The organism is Clostridium sp. MD294 (assembly GCF_000364165.2).
In the GTDB taxonomy this organism is placed as follows: domain Bacteria; phylum Bacillota; class Clostridia; order Lachnospirales; family Anaerotignaceae; genus Coprocola.
Window position 1 is genome coordinate 261,427 of sequence record NZ_CP097810.1, and the last position, 17,932, is coordinate 279,358.

Consider the following 17,932-nt stretch of genomic DNA (forward strand, 5'->3'; position numbering starts at 1 on the left):
GTTTCATAAAAGGAGGGAATTATATGAAAAGAGCAATTATTATTGTATTAGATAGTGTAGGCATTGGAGAATTGCCTGATGCTGCACAATATGGCGATGAAGGCAGTAATACGCTTGTTAATATCAAAAAAGCAATGCCTGATATGGATTTAAAAAATATGTGTGCATTAGGACTAGCAAATATAGAAGGAAAAGATATTCATTTACTAGGAAAAGTACAAACACCTAAAGGTTGTTTTGCTAAAATGGCAGAAAAGTCTATTGGAAAAGACACTACAACAGGACATTGGGAAATGACAGGTGTCATTACAAAAACACCCTTCCCTACATTTACAAAAAATGGTTTTCCTAAAGAATTAATTGAAGCATTTGAAAAACAAATTGGTACAAAAATACTAGGAAATTATGCTTGTTCTGGTACAGAAATTATAAAACAACTTGGTGAGGAACATATCAAAACAGGTTATCCCATTATATATACTTCTGCAGATAGTGTATTTCAAATTGCAGCACATGAAAATGTTATTTCTGTTTCAAAACTGTATGAAATTTGTCAAAAAGCAAGACAACTACTTACAGGAGAATGGGGAGTAGCTAGAGTAATTGCTCGTCCCTTTATAGGAGAAAAAGGCAATTTTACCAGAACAAAAAACAGAAAAGATTTTTCACTTCCTCCTACTGGTACAACAATATTAGATTTAGCAAAACAAAAATGTCAAACTGTTGTTGCTATAGGAAAAATAGAAGATATATTTGAGCATAGAGGTATGACTATAACAGACCATACTACAAATAATGCAGATGGTGTTGAAAAAACAATACAATATATTCAAAAAGATTTTGAAGGAATATTGTTTACTAATTTAGTAGATTATGATATGGTTTATGGTCACCGCAATGATATAGAAGGTTATAAAAATGCACTACTTTATTTTGACCAAAAACTACCTGAAATTATTGACAATTTAAAACCTCAAGATATACTTTTCATTACTGCTGACCATGGTTGTGACCCTACTACACCTAGCACAGACCACAGCAGAGAATACGTTCCATTGCTTATTTATGGTAAAAACATAAAACAAAATGTCAATTTAGGTATACGCAATACATTTGCAGATTTGGGACAGACCATTTCTGATTATTTAGATTTAAAAGCAGATTTTGACGCACAAAGTTTTTTAAATGACATACAGAAAGGCTGATAACATTGCAAATACAAATACTACAACAATTAGAAGGAGCAAAAAAAGCAAAGGGCATCGCTGTAATAATAGATGTATTTAGAGCATTTACTACAGAATGTTTTTTTATAGCAAACGGTGCTAAGCAATTATTTGCCGTAGGAGAACAAAATATAGCATATGCACTCAAAAAACAATATCCTGACTATATTTTAGCAGGAGAAAGAAACGAAATTATGTTAAAAGGCTTTGACTATGGCAATTCTCCTGCCAATATTGAGAATATTGATTTTACAGGCAAAACAGTAGTGCATACTACAAGTGCAGGTACACAAGGCATTGCAAATGCTTGTTATGCTGATGAAATATTGACAGGAAGTTTTGTAAATGCCCTTGCTATTTCGAAATATATCAAACAACAAAATGCTTCTGTAGTAAGCCTTGTTTGTATGGGTAAAGCTGCACTTTCTCCTACTGAAGAAGATACGTATTGTGCAGAATATATCAAAAGTCTTTTATTAGGAGAAAATTACCCTTTACAACAAAAGCTTTGTGCATTGCGTCATTTAGAGGGAGAACGTTTTTTCAATCCCCAAAATCAAATACAATGCCCTGAAAAAGATTTTTATTTAGCCACAACACCTAACCAATTTGATTTTGTATTACGTGCTATACCAGATAAAAGAGGCTTTCATAGCATACAAAAAATAGAAATATAAAAATTTTTCTTGTAAATATAGTAAGACCTTGTTTTATAAAAACAAGGTTTTATCATTTTCTATCATACATTGCATATAAAGTTCTGCAAATTCTTCAAAAGTATGTACTTTTCCCTTTCTAGGAACAATACTTTGAAACTTTTTTGTTCCTTTGTAGTATTTTTATACGTTTTATTTAATATTTGTTATAGCATTTGTTTCATTTCTTCTACAGAAAATTCTGACTTTTTTCTTTTCATAAATTTCTTCCATTTCTATGCCATATATTTTCATAAATGCCTCCTTTACTATTCTTCACTTTGTTTTTCTAACAATTTCTCTACTTTTAGTAAATAATCCCTTTGAAATTCTTCCCAATGTTTTTTTACATCAAATGGTGGTATACCTTCCAAATCCATTAACTGCTCAGATAAATAACACATCAATTCATATTGTACTTCATTTAGTCCGAACTTTTCTTCAAATAAATAAGGTATTTCTAATTCCTGTTCTATAAATTTCTTTTTTCTTCTATATTTTAATTTTTTTGCACATTATTTCCCCTCATTAAATTTTTCATTATCTATTAGCTTAATAAAAACATTCACTAAATGTCATTTATGTTCATATTATATCATATAATTTTAAAAAGACAATGCTAATTTCTAAAATTAAAGGTGAAATGATAATGTATAAAAATAAAGCAAATGGACGAAATAATATTTGTGGTACTAAAATAAGATTTTTTAGAAAACAACTTGCTACAAAAACTTCTCAAAAAAAGTTAGCAGATATGTTGCAAATTGCTGGACTAGATGTGGATAAAAACGCAATACAAAGAATAGAAGATGGTAAAAGATTTGTTACAGATATAGAACTAAAAGCATTGGCAAAAGTTTTAAATGTTCAATATGAGGATTTATTAGATTAATAGAATAAGAATATTTTTAAATAATAGGCATTATATGAAATATGTTTATATTAGTATTATAGAATTACTTTCAATACTTTTTAAATGAACTTTTGAAAGTGAAGAAGAAATTGCAAACATATCTAATTATAATTTTATATCTTTGAATATTATAACAAAGCAGAACTAACCAAAAAAGATTTCACAAAGAAACAAAATTTAAAATTATTTATTGAATATCTAAAAGCCCTTACCTCAACAAAGTAAGGGCTTTTATTTATTAATATAACAATTTTTGCAATTTATTTGCTTGTTCCTTTAAAGCAATATCATTGATATTTTCTAGTATTTCCCCACAATTTAAAAGTACCTGATAGGAATAATAGTAAAAACTATAAGCTAATTGATCAGAACAATTTTCAATATCTTCTTCCCAAAACGTTTCTTCCTCTTCCTCATCATCACATTCTTCAGGAAATAAATATTTTTCTTTCAGCATATCTACAAAATAGGGTAAAGGCTCAACATTTTGTTCTACTCCATATTGTTCTGTTTCATGGAAAATTTCTGCAATTAATTTAAAAAAACGTAACAGTTCTTTTACTATATCATATGCAATGTCGTTTTTATCCATTTGTAAAACTGCTTTTTGAAATATACGTTTTAAAAATATCATAGCAAAAGGTGTTGCTCTCCACAATGTGCTTTGATGTTCTATATTTCTCAATATCTCTTCAAGTGCTGTTTTTACCTCTTTTTTATTTTCCATATGCTCTATGGTACTGAAATATTTTGGAAATTCTGTTGCTCTGACATATGCCGTTGTAAGCCTATTCCAAATAATATCTTCTATTTTTACATTACAAATATACTTTTGATTTTCATTCATAGTATCATGCCAATATCATTTTTGTTAAATCAATAGGGTCTACAATACTACCATTTTTATATACTCTCATGTTGCCAGAAGCAATTTCATCAATCAATATAACTTCATCACCATAATAGCCAAATTCTAATTTAATATCATAAAGGTCTAATTCTTTTTGAACAAGTGTATCTTTTATAATAGTACAAATTTGTTTTGTTTCTGCTACAATAGCATCAAACTGTGCTGATGTCATAATGTCTAATGCTTGTAAACCTTCTTTTGTAATAAGTGGGTCACCTCTACCATCGTCTTTACAAGTTACTTCTACATAAGCATCTAAAGGTGTACCGTCTTCTATGTAATTACCATAGCGACGTATAAAGCTTCCTGTTGCTTTAAAGCGACAAATAATTTCTAAACCTTTGCCGAATACTTTTGCTGGTAACACTTCCATTGTAGAAGCATCTACATCAGCATTAACATAATGTGTTTTTATACCTGCTTTTTTTAATATTTCAAAAAAATAAACACTTGTTTTTAAATTCTCTTTGCCAATACCTTCTATAGAAAGTCCTACTGTATTCGCACCTGGGTCAAAAACACCATTTTCTCCTGTCACATCATCTTTAAATACAAGTTGGAAATTGCCATTATCTAATTTGTATACATCTTTTGTTTTGCCTTGATATATTTTTTCCATAAAAAAAACCTCCTAAAATTGATATATTTGTAGTATATCATCGAATATAGGAGGTGTAAAGGTTTTATACAAAAACCTAAAGTTTTGTTTTAAATGCTCTTAATCTTCAAAAGAAGCTAATTTTTCTAAAAGTAAATTACTTCTATCAATAAATGCTGTCATTTCTTCTGAAGAAAGTGATTTATGACTCATTAATGCCAAATCATATACTTGTTTACAAATCAAATCCAAATTCTCTTTTTTATCTGCATTACCTTTCCATTTACATATTAATTTCACTAAATTGTTATTACTGTTTAACACTAATGTTTCATCTGGTTGTGCTGTTGCAAAAAGCATTTTCATTTGTTCATTTTCTCCATATGCTTCTTTCATTTCAAGCATTCTACGAGATTCTTCTGTCAATACTATCATACCAGAAACTTTTTCTGCTTTTAATGGTTCTGCTTTTACTTTGAGTGTTTCACTATTTAATATGCCTCTAAATAGATTTTGTAATTCTTCATTTTGTGTTTGTTCTGCTTTTTTCGTTTCTTCATCTTTTTGTTCTTCTTTTTGTTGCAATGTGTCACTAATATCTGCATCAATTCTTTGTACTTTTACACCAGCATTTTTATATTCCAAAAATGATACAAATGGTTTATCAATAGGAGTAGAAAGTATTGCTGCCTCTAATCCTTGCTCTTTAAACAAACGAATATATTGTGCTTGCTGATTTTCATCAGAAACAAAGAATATTTTATTTTCGTGTTTTTGTTTATTTTTTTCTAAGTATTCACTTACTGTTTCATAAACATTATCTGTTGTTTTTAACAATATGCTATCTTTAATTTTATCATACAGTTTTTCCTCTCTCATACAGCCAAATTTAATAAATATACTTATGTTGTCCCAGAAACTTTCATATTGCTCTCTTTCATTTTTGAAAAGATGGTTTAATTTATCTGCTACTTTTTTAGTAATATAATTTGACATTTTTTGTGCATAACCATCATTTTGCAAAGCACTTCTGGAAACATTCAAAGGCAAATCTGGACAATCCATAATACCTTTTAACAACAACAGAAATTCAGGAACAACTTCTTTGATATTATCTGCAATATACACTTGATTAGAATATAATTTAATTTCGCCATCTGTAATATCCATTTGTTGTACTAATTTAGGAAAATACAATATGCCTTTCAGTCTGAAAGGATAATCCATATTCAAATGTATCCAAAAAAGAGGGTCATTCATATCCATAAATACTTGATGATAAAATGCTTTGTATTCTTCTTCTGTACAGTCTTTAGGCTGTCTTTGCCAAAGAGGATTGGTTTCATTTAATGGTTTTGGCTCTTCCTTTTTTTGCTCTTGTTGCAATTTTTTAGCATCTTCTGCAGAAGTAATATTTTCTGCCTCCTCTGGAGAAACGTGTATTACATTGCTGTTTTCCTCTGCTTTTTCTTCTTCTTTTTGTTCTTCTTCCTCTTTTGTAATGTGTATAAATATTGGTACAGGCATAAAAGAACAATATTTCTTCAAAGCACTATATAGTGTACTTTCTTCTAAAAATTCCTTACCATCTTCTCCTAAATACAATGTAATAGTAGTACCTCTTTTTGTTCTTGTACCCTTTTCCATTTCATAATCAATACCGCCTGTACAAATCCATTTTGCAGCTTCTGCACCATTTTGATAAGACAATGTGTCAATTTCTACTTTATCTGCTACCATAAATGCAGAATAAAATCCTAAGCCAAAGTGTCCAATAATTTCATTGTCTTCTCCAGTTTTTTCTTCAAACTGTTTTAAAAAATCTGTCGCTCCAGAAAATGCAATTTGATTAATATATTTTTTAATTTCCTCAGCTGTCATACCTATGCCGTTATCTGTAATAGAAAGTGTTTTCGCTTGCTCATCTAATGTTACATTGATTTCGAATTTTTCATCTTCTGCAATATCTGTTTCTCCCATAGAACACAGTTTTTTCAATTTTGTAACAGCATCACAGCCATTTGAAACTAATTCTCTTATAAAAATGTCTTTATCTGTATAAAGCCATTTTTTAATAATAGGTAAAAAATTCTCACTGTTAATAGAAAGATTGCCTTTTTCCATGTTATATTTCCTCCTTGTATTTTCAAAAAAATAATTTTTGTATTTACTCTTTAAAAAATATTTTAACACTGAAAATAAAAATGTCAATAAAAAATTAGCACTCACTTCATACGAGTGCTGATATTTTTTTTGAAATTCTTCATTTTATCACTGTTTTGTAACTGCTATTTTTAATTCGTGAAAAAATGCTATTACCCAATTATCCCAATCATATTCTACTGTTTTATCCATGGAAAACGTTTTTAAAGAACAACCAGTAGTACACATCAATGTATTTTGTTCAAAAATTATATTTAAAAAAAATGTTGCTGGTGTACTGCTTACAGCATCTGCTTTATTTTTAGGTAGAGAAAACACAATTTTAATACTTTTAGGCAATTTTTGGCCTTTTACTATTTGAAAAGCATAAGGTCTTATTTCTTCCCAAAAACAATAGTTATCTTTGATTAGTTCTTGCTCTGCTAAAGAATAATATTGTTTATTTCTTTTACCATCAATTTGAAAAAGTGTAAATGTAGTAATATCTATCTGCCTCATATAAAAATCATCAAAACTTTTTTGCTTTAACAACAAATTCATAAACTCTTTTGTATCATGTATTAGTAACGCTATCATATTATTTTGCCCTTTCTACATTTTTTAATAAATTTTATTTTACAATGAATTACAAAATATTACAATCAAAAACAAATATTATTATTTTCAGTTTGTATGAAAAGTAGGTCTGTGGTAAAATAGTCTTTAACATATATCTAAATTTGGAGGCATCTATGAATTTAAAAAATACAATTGCTAGAATATTCTTTTTTGGCATATTATTAGGCATATTGATGTTTATAATAGGAAAAATATTTCATTTATCTAAAAATACATTATTTACAACATTATTTATTTCTTATATTGTATTTATTATGATAGTAATACCTTATCAAATAAGAAAACGAAATTTACTTAATCATAAAATGGAACTATTATTACAGCAAATGTACAAGGGTAATATACAACAATATATTACAGGTATGACGCAACTTTTAGAAAATACTGATAATGATTATTTAAAATCAATACTTACTATCAATTTATCTACAGGCTATACTGTAAAAGGAGAATTTAAAAAATCAAATCATTATCTAGAACAGATTGATGTTCATGCTATTAACAAAATGGGGCAAATGCTACTTTATCACAACATTGCTCTAAATTATTTTTGGTCTGGTGAAATCAAAAAAGCTTGTGTGATTATGGAATTACATCAAAATTTACTACAAAAAGGATTACAATACCCTTATTTAAAAAACAGTTTTTCTGAAACATTTGCCTTATGGTATTTTGCTCAAAACAAAAGACAACAAGCTTTTACTTATTTAGAAAATGTTATAAATGATAAAAATGCAAAACCATTACAAAAACAGGCTGTTGAAGTAATATGGGCTAGAGAAAAAATTGCAGATGGAGAAATTATATCATCACAGCAAATACTTCAATCTGTACTTTCTGAAACAAATATGCCTTATCTAAAAAAAGAAGCACAAAATATACTGAATTCATTGAAACAATAGAGGTGTCATATGTTATTTAACTCTTTTCATTTTATATTATTTTTTATTATTGTTGTGGTACTATATTATCTTTCACCACATAGATTTCGCTGGGTACTTCTTTTGATTGCAAGCTACTATTTTTATATTTGCTGGCGACCAAAAGAATTGATATTTATATTACTTATTGTATTTTCTACATTTATAAATTATATTTTTTCTATAGCTATGTATAATCAAAAAAACGCTATCAAAAGAAAAAGGTATCTATTTATCACACTCTTTATTAATTTTGGTTTACTTTTTTTATTTAAATATGCTGTATTTTTAAATGAAAGTTTTATGAATATTATTTCTAAAGCAATACTGTGGTATTACAGAGATTTAGGTACAGAGGCGGCAATTTTAAAATCACAATTTTTTTTAGAGCATTATCCTGCAAAGAATTTTGACATTATACTACCTATGGGAATTTCATTTTATACTTTCCAAGCTACAGCATATAGCATAGATGTCTACAGAAAGCAAATCAAACCTATAAGACATTATGGTATATTTTCTCTTTTTATTACATTTTTCCCACAGCTTGTAGCAGGGCCTATTGAAAGAAGTCGCAACTTACTACCTCAATTTTACAAAAAACATAGCTTTCAAAAAGAAAATGTATTATTAGGATTAAAATGGATGTTATGGGGATTTTTTAAAAAAATTGTTATTGCTGACAGAGTTTCCACTGCTGTAAACACAATATATAATGCAGCACAAAGTTATAGTGGTTTTTATTTTGTATTTGCTACAATATTATTTGCATTTCAAATATATTGTGATTTTAGCGGATATTCTGATATTGCTTTTGGTAGTGCTAAAGTATTAGGTTTTGATTTAATGCACAATTTTGAAAAACCTTATTTATCTAAAAGTATAAAAGAACTTTGGAGGAGATGGCATATTTCATTATCTACTTGGTTTATGGATTATATTTATATTCCTTTAGGTGGTAATAGAAAAGGAAAATTGCGAAAATGTTTCAATTTATTTATTACATTTTTTGTAAGCGGTATATGGCATGGAGCAAACTGGACATTTGCATTATGGGGTGCTATGCACGGTATCTATTTAGTTATAGGCATACTAACAGAAAATATTAGAAAACATATTAAAAAATTATTGCATTTGAATAATAACATTATTTGGAACTTTTTTAGTATTGTTTTTACATTTCTGCTTTTTTGTGCCAGCTTAATTATATTCCGAGCAAATACAATTTCAGATGCTATTTATATATTCCAACATATTTTTGATAACATACAACAATGGACAAATGCACAATATATTTATGAAATTATTACAAGTATGGGTATTAATTTGTTCGAATTAACTATTGTAATATTATCTATACTATTTTTGATTTTGTTAGAAGTGTTTACAGCAAAAGATTTTGTAATTGTTGGTATAGAAAAAACAAATTGTATTTTACGTTTGGCTTTTTATATATTTCTAACTGTTTGGATACTTTCCACAGGTGTATTTTATAATTCAGGAGAATTTATTTATTTTCAATTTTAGCAATATAAAAAAAGTCTTAATTAACAAAGGAGTTTATACATGAAAAAAAGAGTTATTTCCAATTTTAGATTTTTCACAGGTATATTATTATATGCCTTATGTGTTATCATAATATTTCAGCAAATAGGATTTCTCTATCAAAAGGCTGCAAGCCACAACATTATAAATGCCTTTACACAAAAACGTTTTGAAGATTTTTATGCTTTACCTCACAATAGTCTAAATATGGTATTTATAGGTTCTTCTCACTCCTATTGTACATTTGACCCTGAAAATTTTGATAGTTATTTTAATATATCTAGCTATCAAATGGGTACACCCTTACAGCATTTAGATACAAGCTATTATGAATTACAGGAAATTTACAATACACAAACACCTGATGTAGTAGTATTAGAAATTTATTGGGACGTTTTAGACGATACTTTTGAAATGAAACAAGCAAATTCTTTTTTTGAAGTACTTCAAAATGAAGCATTAAAAAAAGACTATATCAAAAATGTATTTCCTTTAGCAGAAAAAATAAAATATTATTTATTACCTATGAGATTTCAGCAAGATTTTTTTGCTTATGAAGCAAATGAAATGACCAAAAATATAGAACAAAAATATGGTTTACAAAAGAAAAAAGTAGAATATCAAAAAGGTGAAGAATATTATCGTTCAAAAGGTTACGTATACTGTAATATGGGTATGTTACCAGGAGAATATGACCAAACAAATCAATTTAAAGGCTTAGATGGTAAACATTGGCAAATGGACGATACACAATCAGGTTATGTTAAAAAAATTGCAGAATTATGTAAACAAAAAGGGAGTGAATTAGTTTTAGTTACAGCACCTATCGCACTAGTTTCTATGGATTATATCAAAAATTATGATAATATTCATGCTAAATTAGCAGCATTAGCAAAACAAGTCGGTGCAAACTACATTGACTACAATATTGTCAATCAACAGACTTCAATGCTCACAAACGACAACTTCAGAGATGATGCTCACTTAAATGATAGTGGTGTACAAATTGTAGATAAACATTTCAGAAATTGGTTAACAGAAAATACACTATTTTTCAACAAATATAGACATTGAGTATTGTTTTATACAAAATGCTATATTATAATAAAATATAAAATTTGTGTTTAAAATGGAAATAAATGGGTATGATAATCATAACACATTGAATTGATAAAAACACGGGAGGTAATTTTTTATGGAAGAAAAAAAAGAAAATAGTTTGAGTAGCACAGGAAATTTTATACATAATTATATTCAAGAAGATTTAGAAGGAAAATTAAATAAAATACACACACGTTTCCCACCAGAACCGAATGGTTATCTTCATATTGGCCACGCAAAATCTATTTGTTTAAATTTTGGTTTAGCACAACTTTATGGTGGAAAGTGCAATTTACGTTTTGATGATACAAACCCTACCAAAGAAGATACAGAATATATTGACTCTATTAAAGAAGATGTAAAATGGCTAGGATTTGATTGGGAAGACAGATTATATTTTGCTTCTAGCTATTTTGAAAAATATTATGAAGTTGCTTTAAAACTTATCAAAGAAGGCAAAGCTTTTGTATGTGACTTAAATGCAGAAGAAATTAGACAATATAGAGGAACACTAAATTCACCTGGAAAGGAAAGTCCTTATCGTAATAGAAGCGTAGAGGAAAATTTAGATTTATTCCAAAGAATGAGAGCAGGAGAATTTCCAGATGGTGCTAAAACATTAAGAGCAAAAATTGATATGTCTTCTCCTAACATTAACATGAGGGACCCTGTATTATATAGAATTGCTCACGCAACACATCATACTACAGGAGATGAATGGTGCATTTATCCTATGTATGACTTTGCTCACCCATTAGAAGATGCTATTGAAGGCATTACACATTCTATTTGTACTATGGAATTTGAAGACCACAGACCTCTTTATGACTGGGTAGTAAAAGAAGCAGGATATACTACAAATCCTCCTAGACAAATTGAATTTGCAAGGCTAGGATTAACAAACACTGTTATGAGTAAAAGAAAATTGAGAGCATTAGTAGAAGAAGGGCTTGTTGACGGTTGGGACGACCCTCGTATGCCAACTATATCTGGCTTACGTCGTAGAGGATTTACTCCAGAAGCTATAAGAGATTTTTGTGAAAGAATAGGTGTTTCAAAAGCAAATAGTGTTGTAGATAGTGGTTTGCTAGAATATTGTATTAGAGATGATTTAAAATCAAAATCAAAAGTTGTTATGGCAATACTCCACCCATTAAAATTAGTAATCACAAATTATCCAGAAGGACAAATTGAATTGATGGATATAGAAAACAATCCAGAAAATGAAGCACTTGGTACAAGACAAGTTCCCTTTACCAAAACACTTTATATTGAGCAAGAGGACTTTATGGAAGAACCTGTCAAAAAGTTTTTCAGATTAGCACCAGGAAAAGAAGTACGTTTAAAAGGTGCTTATTTTGTAACTTGTACTGATGTTATAAAAGATGAAAACGGTAATATTACAGAAGTACATTGTACTTATGACCCTGAAACAAAAAGCGGCAGTGGCTTCACTGGCAGAAAAGTAAAAGGTACATTACATTGGGTAAGTGCTGACCATTGTATTCAAACAACAGCAAGGTTGTATGACTATATGATGTTAGATAATCCAGATAGCGAATACGGCGAAATGATTATGAACCCTAATTCACTAGAAATTATAGAAAATTGTTATGTAGAACATTCTATTGCAGAAGCAAAACCAGGCGACAAATTTCAATTTATGAGAAATGGTTATTTTTGTGTAGATACCAAAAATACTACAAAAGATCATATGGTATTTAATCGCATTGTATCACTAAAAAGCTCTTTTAAATTAAAATAATATAAACAAAGCACTTACAATATAAAGTAAGTGCTTTATTTTTTTAGAAATATACATTATTTTTGTATACACATATATTACGACATTCTACACTATCAAATAATGTGATAATGTGGCTAAAATAGGAAAAATATTATATACTACAATGTTTCTTTCAGCAAATACCAATTTCATTAAATACAGATTTTTTCATGGCATTAAAACAACTATATGATATTTTTTAGAATATCAAAATAGTTTGTTAAAGTATAAAAAAATTTAAAAATCAATAATATTTTATATCTAAAATTTTTATTAAATAAAACAAATATTATGATTTTATTTAATAAAATCACACAACATAATGTAATCTACAAAAGTAAAGTTTTATAAATGGCTTTCCATACGTTTTATAACTGTTAACATAACATTTTTAAATCACTACCTTTATTTTCCACAACTCTTTTTATTGTGACAAATAAATGTATATTTTTATAAATTGTGAAAAAATAATTGACTTTTTCACAAAAATATATTATAATTTTGCCATCGCAAAAGAGAGGTGATAGCAGTGCCTAAAATAGGCAGACCATTAAAAGGAGAAACACCTAAAAATATTAGTTTACAATTAAGAATTAGCGAAAAAACAGCCTATCAATTAAAACAATGTTCTAATTCTCTTCACATTTCTAGAACAGAAGTGATAGAAAAAGGTGTAGAAACGGTTTACAATGAAGTAATTAAAAAAGAATAAAATTATAACATTTTGTGACTTTTTTAAAATATAAAATTTATAATAGGGGGGGTTTTTTTATGATATTAGAACATATATATGATAATTTATCAGATGAAAACAAAAGCTCTACAACTTATAAAGAATTACATGAAACAATGGCTAAAATTGACACAATGCTACATAATCAAACTTCTTTAGATGAAACAAATATTGTAACTTTATTTGATTTAATATCTGATACACAATATATTATGCAAAAGCAAAGTTTTATAAGAGGTTTTCGATATGCTGTGCAAATGTTAAAAGAATGTTTTTAAATGTACTACATTGTAACAAAGACATTGCAATAAATTCTCGCAATGTCTTTGACTGTTTTTATATAATGATATATCTTCCATCTCGTCTTGGTGGCATTTTAGGAGAAATTGCAGGATATCCTAGAGTAAGCATTGCCAAATACTGCCCCTTATCTGGTGCAAATTTTTGGCGGAGTTCTTCTCCTATGCCTACTCTTAATGCTGCTGTCAGCCAGCAAGTTGCTAAGCCTTTATCATATGCCATAAGACACATATTCTGTATTGCGGCAGAAGTGCCTTCTACTACTGTTGTAAAATCTTCATAATTATCTTTTAAAAGAAATACTAATATGCAAACTTTTGCACCACCCATACTATTCAAAAACTCTTTTGTTTCTTCTATTGCTTCTGGATTTTTTGAAAAACGGTTATCCAAAACAGGTTTAAATTTTCCAAACACCTGTCCTGTAATTTGTGCCAATTCTTTTAATTTTTCTTCACTTTTTACTACTACAAAATACCAAGGTTGCAAATTAATGCCTGATGGTGCCATAAGTCCTGCATTTATCACTTCCATTAAGTCCTCATCAGATACTGGTTTATCAGTATACTTTCTTACACTTCTTCTTCCATAAATTGCATCTTTTGTTTCCATACACATTACTCCTTTATTTTTATATTCATTAAAAAATGCTATGCCATAACATTAACTAAGTTTTTCTCTCATCATACTAACATCTTCATTTTCTAAATACTCATCATATGTTTCTCTTCTATCAATAATACCATTAGGCAATATTTCTATTATTCTATTGGCTATGGTATGTACAAACTGATGATCATGAGAATCAAAAAGCAATGTACCCTTATAGTCTATCAATCCCTCATTTAATGCTGTAATTGCTTCCAAATCTAAATGGTTTGTAGGCTCATCTAACACTAACACATTCGCACCAGAAATCATCATTTTACAAAGCATACAACGCACTTTTTCGCCTCCAGAAAGCACTTTTGCCTTTTTGAGTGCTTCTTCTCCTGAAAACAACATTCTACCCAACCAGCCCCTAATATCAGCATCATATTGTTCTCCTTCTTTTGCATAAGGACGAAGCCAGTCAATTAATGTATCTTCGCATTCATCAAAATATTTTGAATTATCTTTTGGGAAATATGCTGTAGATGTGGTAACTCCCCATTTAAAACTGCCCTCATCTGGTTCTAATTCTCCCATCAATATCTGAAATAATGTTGTTCTAGCAATCTCATCTGTTCCTACAAAAGCAACTTTATCATTTGGTGAAATCAAAAAACTTACATTATTTAATACCTTTTTACCATCAATCGTTTTTGAAATTCCATTAACTTCTAGTAAATCATTTCCAACTTCTCTATCTTGTTTAAAACTAGCAAAAGGATAACGTCTAGAAGATGGTTTTATGGTATCCATTTGTAAATTGTCTAATAATTTTTTACGAGAAGTCGCTTGTTTTGATTTAGAAGCATTCGCACTAAATCTTTGTATAAATTCCTGCAATTCTTTCATTTTTTGTTCTGTTCTTTTGTTTTGGTCTTTCAGTTGCTTTTGTGTCATTTGTGTATAGCCATACCAAAAATCATAATTACCTACATACATTGTAATTTTTCCATAGTCAATATCTGCAATATGTGTACAAATTTTATTTAAAAAATGTCTGTCATGTGACACTACTACAACAGTATTTTCAAAATTCATTAAAAAATCTTCCAGCCATTTTATAGAAGCAATATCTAAGTGGTTTGTAGGCTCGTCCAAAAGCAATATATCAGGATTTCCAAATAATGCCTGTGCTAAAAGCACTTTTACTTTTTGATTACCTGTCAATTCTTTCATTTTGACATAATGTAATTCATTTGTAATACCTAAACCATTCAACAATATTTCTGCATCAGATTCTGCTGTCCAACCATCTAATTCTGCAAATTCTGCTTCTAATTCTGAAACTTTAATGCCGTCTTCATCACTAAAATTTTCTTTCGCATACAGTTTCTCTTTTTCTTCCATAATTTCATACAATCTTTTATGTCCATATAATACTGTTTTGACTACTTCAAATTCATCAAACATAAAGTGGTCTTGTTTTAAAACAGCCATTCTTTCTCCTGGTGTTACAAATATAGAACCACTATTTGGCTCAATATCTCCAGATAATACTTTTAAAAATGTGGATTTTCCTGTACCGTTTGCACCAATTAAGCCATAACAGTTCCCTTTTGTAAAATTTACATTGACATCTTTAAAAAGTACCCTTCCTCCATATTGTAATGTAACTTCTTGTGCACTTATCATAATATTCTCCTTTTTATTTTACAATTTATATTTCTTTTCGACAAGCAAAAAGCCCGACTTCTATTTATAGAAATCGAACTTTTGTTATTTTTAATTGTTTATTCCACAGCCAATTCTTCGCCATTTTCTCCTACAGGTATGTCTTCTGAAATAGAAGCATTTTCAATTTGTCTTTCAAAATCAATAGCACTATCCAATGTTTCTTTTGGAATTTCTATTTTTTTCGTTTCATTTATATCACTGCAATCTACTGTCAATGTATATTCATTTACTACTGTTTTGACAGGCTCATTACCTTCTGTGCCTCCGCCAAATGTACTACTGACATTATTCATAAGTGTTTCTAATGTATTTGACAAATCAACAGTATAACTAGTAGGCAGTAATGTCTGCTTGTCTACTGTTACAGTAATTGTTGTATCTAAAACACCTTTATAATATTCTTCTGTTAATCCTGCCATACCTGTCATTTGTAATGCTTTTGTATTTTCTACTACCTCTGCTAATATACCTGCTGGTAACACTCCTTGAAGTACATCAAATGTATCATTTGTTTCTGTTTGCTGCCAATCTGCAGCACTCTCTAAAAGCAATATAGCATTCTGTTTAGTATCATACATTTTTAAAGATTCTAGTACAATATTAGGCTCTAATGACTGTTTCATCCATTGTCCCGCATATTCCATATATGTGGTAGCCATGCCATTTGCTTCATCAACATATGTTACAAGTTCATTACTAGATGGTAAACTGCTTTTGCTCACAATTTTCATATTTAAAGGACTATATACTGCTGTGACTTCTGTCTGCGTAGAAACTTCAGAAACAGACTCCCCTGCTGTCATATTTGATTGTGTTGTAATTACACTTTTCATACTTTTTACTTGTTTTAAATTTTCTAAAACTTTTGTAATAGTTTCTTGTGGTGTTGCTGATTTGACTTGTGTTACTGCTTTATCACCACAAGATGAAAAAGCAAAAGCAACTACTACCATAGAAATCAATGTTATTACTTTTTTACAAAAATTCATAGTTTTCCTCCTTAATATTTGTTTGCTGTGATATTCACATTTTATAGGAAATACTATTGTAATTCAAGTTATTTTTATATATTTAAAAAAAATATAAGATTTTTCTATACTACAAATACTTCTTTCTTTTTATATTTCATTATTAATGAGTAGCTTTGACGTTTATGAAAGTTTCGACCAAACATTACGCAATAATGTAGGAGAAACTGTAATGTCAAAGTACGAATGGTTTTTCATGCAAAGCATGAAAAAAATTACATTGTATAATAGTACAGATAAGTAAATAATTCGTACTATATATTCTATTACTAGTAATATAAATTATAAAAGGACAATCATAGAACATACTTATATAGAAAGCATTTACTCATTTTATCATTACAAAATAAATCAAACACCAGCAATATCTTTTATAACTTCTCCTGCCAACAACAATCCTGCTACAGAAGGCACAAAAGAAACACTTCCTACTATTTGATGTTTTCCTTTTGGTATATTTTCATTCGATTTTTGTATCTTTATTGCTGCTTCTTTAGAATAAACCACTTTTACATTTTCTATTTTTCTATTTTTTAATTCCTTTCTCATTATTTTCGCCAGTGGACACACGCTCGTTTTACTAATATCTGCTACTTCAAATTTTGTTGCATCTAATTTATTACCTGCCCCCATACAACTTATTACTGCAACATTTGCTTTTTTTGACTGTTCAATTAAAAGCAATTTAGAAGAAACCATATCAATAGCGTCTATAATATAATCGTATGCAAAAAAATTGATTAAATTAATATTTTCTGCACTATAAAAACATCTATGCTCTTCTACTACTGCATTAGCATTGATTTGTTGTATTCTTTTTTCATCACATCTGTTTTATATTTTCCTATTGTTTCCGTTGTAGCAATTAATTGACGATTAATATTGGTTTCATTTACAACATCTCCATCTATCAATGTTAAATGTCCTATACCACTCCTTGCTAGTGCTTCTGTTGCAAAAGAGCCTACTCCCCCTATACCAAACACAGCTACTTTTGAATGATACAATTTTTCCATTCCATTTTTGCCAAGTAACAATTCTGTTCTCTTAAAATATTCTTCCATAAAATAC

General features: G+C 28.8%; 17 protein-coding genes and 1 pseudogene. 9 read left to right on the plus strand and 9 right to left on the minus strand.

Annotated features, from left to right (window positions below; genetic code table 11):
• The first annotated feature begins 23 nt into the window (after positions 1 to 23).
• Together C820_RS01270 and C820_RS01275 are read left to right on the plus strand one after the other, a co-directional pair.
• Positions 24 to 1,205, plus strand: a complete 1,182-nt coding sequence (locus C820_RS01270) for a phosphopentomutase (protein ID WP_004036042.1) — start codon at positions 24 to 26, stop codon at positions 1,203 to 1,205.
• A 5-nt stretch (positions 1,206 to 1,210) separates the two neighbouring features.
• Positions 1,211 to 1,903 (plus strand): 2-phosphosulfolactate phosphatase, encoded by a 693-nt coding sequence (locus C820_RS01275; protein ID WP_004036040.1) that lies wholly within the window; start codon positions 1,211 to 1,213, stop codon positions 1,901 to 1,903.
• A 287-nt stretch (positions 1,904 to 2,190) separates the two neighbouring features.
• On the opposite strand, the gene C820_RS01280 is transcribed toward C820_RS01275, so the two are convergent.
• A complete protein-coding gene (locus C820_RS01280) occupies positions 2,191 to 2,328 on the minus strand; it encodes a hypothetical protein (protein WP_156801413.1) in 138 nt (45 codons plus the stop codon).
• A gap of 242 nt (positions 2,329 to 2,570) precedes the next feature.
• Here C820_RS01280 and C820_RS01285 point away from each other — a divergent pair, with 242 nt between their 5' ends.
• Positions 2,571 to 2,813 carry a helix-turn-helix domain-containing protein gene (locus tag C820_RS01285; protein ID WP_004036032.1) on the plus strand — a complete coding sequence of 81 codons (243 nt, stop codon included), beginning with the start codon at positions 2,571 to 2,573 and terminating at the stop codon, positions 2,811 to 2,813.
• 259 nt (positions 2,814 to 3,072) lie between these two features.
• Here C820_RS01285 and C820_RS01290 read toward each other — a convergent pair whose 3' ends face one another.
• From C820_RS01290 to C820_RS01305, 4 genes are all read right to left on the minus strand, one after another.
• Positions 3,073 to 3,681 carry a hypothetical protein gene (locus tag C820_RS01290; protein ID WP_004036030.1) on the minus strand — a complete coding sequence of 203 codons (609 nt, stop codon included), beginning with the start codon at positions 3,679 to 3,681 and terminating at the stop codon, positions 3,073 to 3,075.
• Positions 3,682 to 3,685: 4 nt separating this feature from the next.
• The gene (locus C820_RS01295; RefSeq protein ID WP_004036028.1) at positions 3,686 to 4,363 is read right to left on the minus strand and encodes a phosphoribosylaminoimidazolesuccinocarboxamide synthase; all 678 of its coding nucleotides are present in this window, start codon (positions 4,361 to 4,363) and stop codon (positions 3,686 to 3,688) included.
• A 99-nt stretch (positions 4,364 to 4,462) separates the two neighbouring features.
• Positions 4,463 to 6,466, minus strand: a complete 2,004-nt coding sequence (htpG, locus tag C820_RS01300; RefSeq protein WP_004036026.1) for a molecular chaperone HtpG — start codon at positions 6,464 to 6,466, stop codon at positions 4,463 to 4,465.
• A 147-nt stretch (positions 6,467 to 6,613) separates the two neighbouring features.
• The gene (locus C820_RS01305; RefSeq protein WP_004036020.1) at positions 6,614 to 7,081 is read right to left on the minus strand and encodes a DUF5721 family protein; all 468 of its coding nucleotides are present in this window, start codon (positions 7,079 to 7,081) and stop codon (positions 6,614 to 6,616) included.
• A gap of 155 nt (positions 7,082 to 7,236) precedes the next feature.
• Between C820_RS01305 and C820_RS01310 the strand changes: the two genes are divergently transcribed.
• The 6 genes from C820_RS01310 to C820_RS01335 all read left to right on the plus strand — a co-directional run bounded on the left by C820_RS01310 (position 7,237) and on the right by C820_RS01335 (position 13,486).
• Positions 7,237 to 8,025 (plus strand): hypothetical protein, encoded by a 789-nt coding sequence (locus C820_RS01310; RefSeq protein WP_004036019.1) that lies wholly within the window; start codon positions 7,237 to 7,239, stop codon positions 8,023 to 8,025.
• 9 nt (positions 8,026 to 8,034) lie between these two features.
• On the plus strand, positions 8,035 to 9,570 hold the full coding sequence (locus tag C820_RS01315; protein WP_004036018.1) for an MBOAT family O-acyltransferase: 1,536 nt from the start codon (positions 8,035 to 8,037) through the stop codon (positions 9,568 to 9,570).
• A 39-nt stretch (positions 9,571 to 9,609) separates the two neighbouring features.
• The gene (locus tag C820_RS01320) at positions 9,610 to 10,662 is read left to right on the plus strand and encodes an SGNH/GDSL hydrolase family protein (protein ID WP_004036017.1); all 1,053 of its coding nucleotides are present in this window, start codon (positions 9,610 to 9,612) and stop codon (positions 10,660 to 10,662) included.
• A gap of 121 nt (positions 10,663 to 10,783) precedes the next feature.
• Positions 10,784 to 12,454 carry a glutamine--tRNA ligase/YqeY domain fusion protein gene (locus C820_RS01325; protein ID WP_004036016.1) on the plus strand — a complete coding sequence of 557 codons (1,671 nt, stop codon included), beginning with the start codon at positions 10,784 to 10,786 and terminating at the stop codon, positions 12,452 to 12,454.
• A 550-nt stretch (positions 12,455 to 13,004) separates the two neighbouring features.
• A complete protein-coding gene (locus tag C820_RS01330) occupies positions 13,005 to 13,187 on the plus strand; it encodes a hypothetical protein (RefSeq protein WP_004036015.1) in 183 nt (60 codons plus the stop codon).
• 59 nt (positions 13,188 to 13,246) lie between these two features.
• Positions 13,247 to 13,486: a DUF6809 family protein gene (locus tag C820_RS01335; protein WP_004036014.1), complete on the plus strand. Its 240-nt coding sequence runs from the start codon at positions 13,247 to 13,249 to the stop codon at positions 13,484 to 13,486.
• Positions 13,487 to 13,544: 58 nt separating this feature from the next.
• On the opposite strand, the gene C820_RS01340 is transcribed toward C820_RS01335, so the two are convergent.
• The 4 genes and pseudogenes from C820_RS01340 to C820_RS01355 form a co-directional block, all read right to left on the minus strand.
• Positions 13,545 to 14,120: a nitroreductase family protein gene (locus C820_RS01340; protein WP_004036012.1), complete on the minus strand. Its 576-nt coding sequence runs from the start codon at positions 14,118 to 14,120 to the stop codon at positions 13,545 to 13,547.
• A gap of 51 nt (positions 14,121 to 14,171) precedes the next feature.
• Positions 14,172 to 15,791, minus strand: a complete 1,620-nt coding sequence (locus tag C820_RS01345; protein WP_004036011.1) for an ABC-F family ATP-binding cassette domain-containing protein — start codon at positions 15,789 to 15,791, stop codon at positions 14,172 to 14,174.
• 98 nt (positions 15,792 to 15,889) lie between these two features.
• Entirely contained in the window at positions 15,890 to 16,822 is a 933-nt protein-coding gene (locus C820_RS01350; protein ID WP_004036009.1) for a DUF6612 family protein, read from the minus strand.
• A gap of 390 nt (positions 16,823 to 17,212) precedes the next feature.
• Positions 17,213 to 17,925 (minus strand): annotated as a pseudogene (locus C820_RS01355) (tRNA threonylcarbamoyladenosine dehydratase).
• Between the last annotated feature and the right edge of the window lie 7 nt (positions 17,926 to 17,932).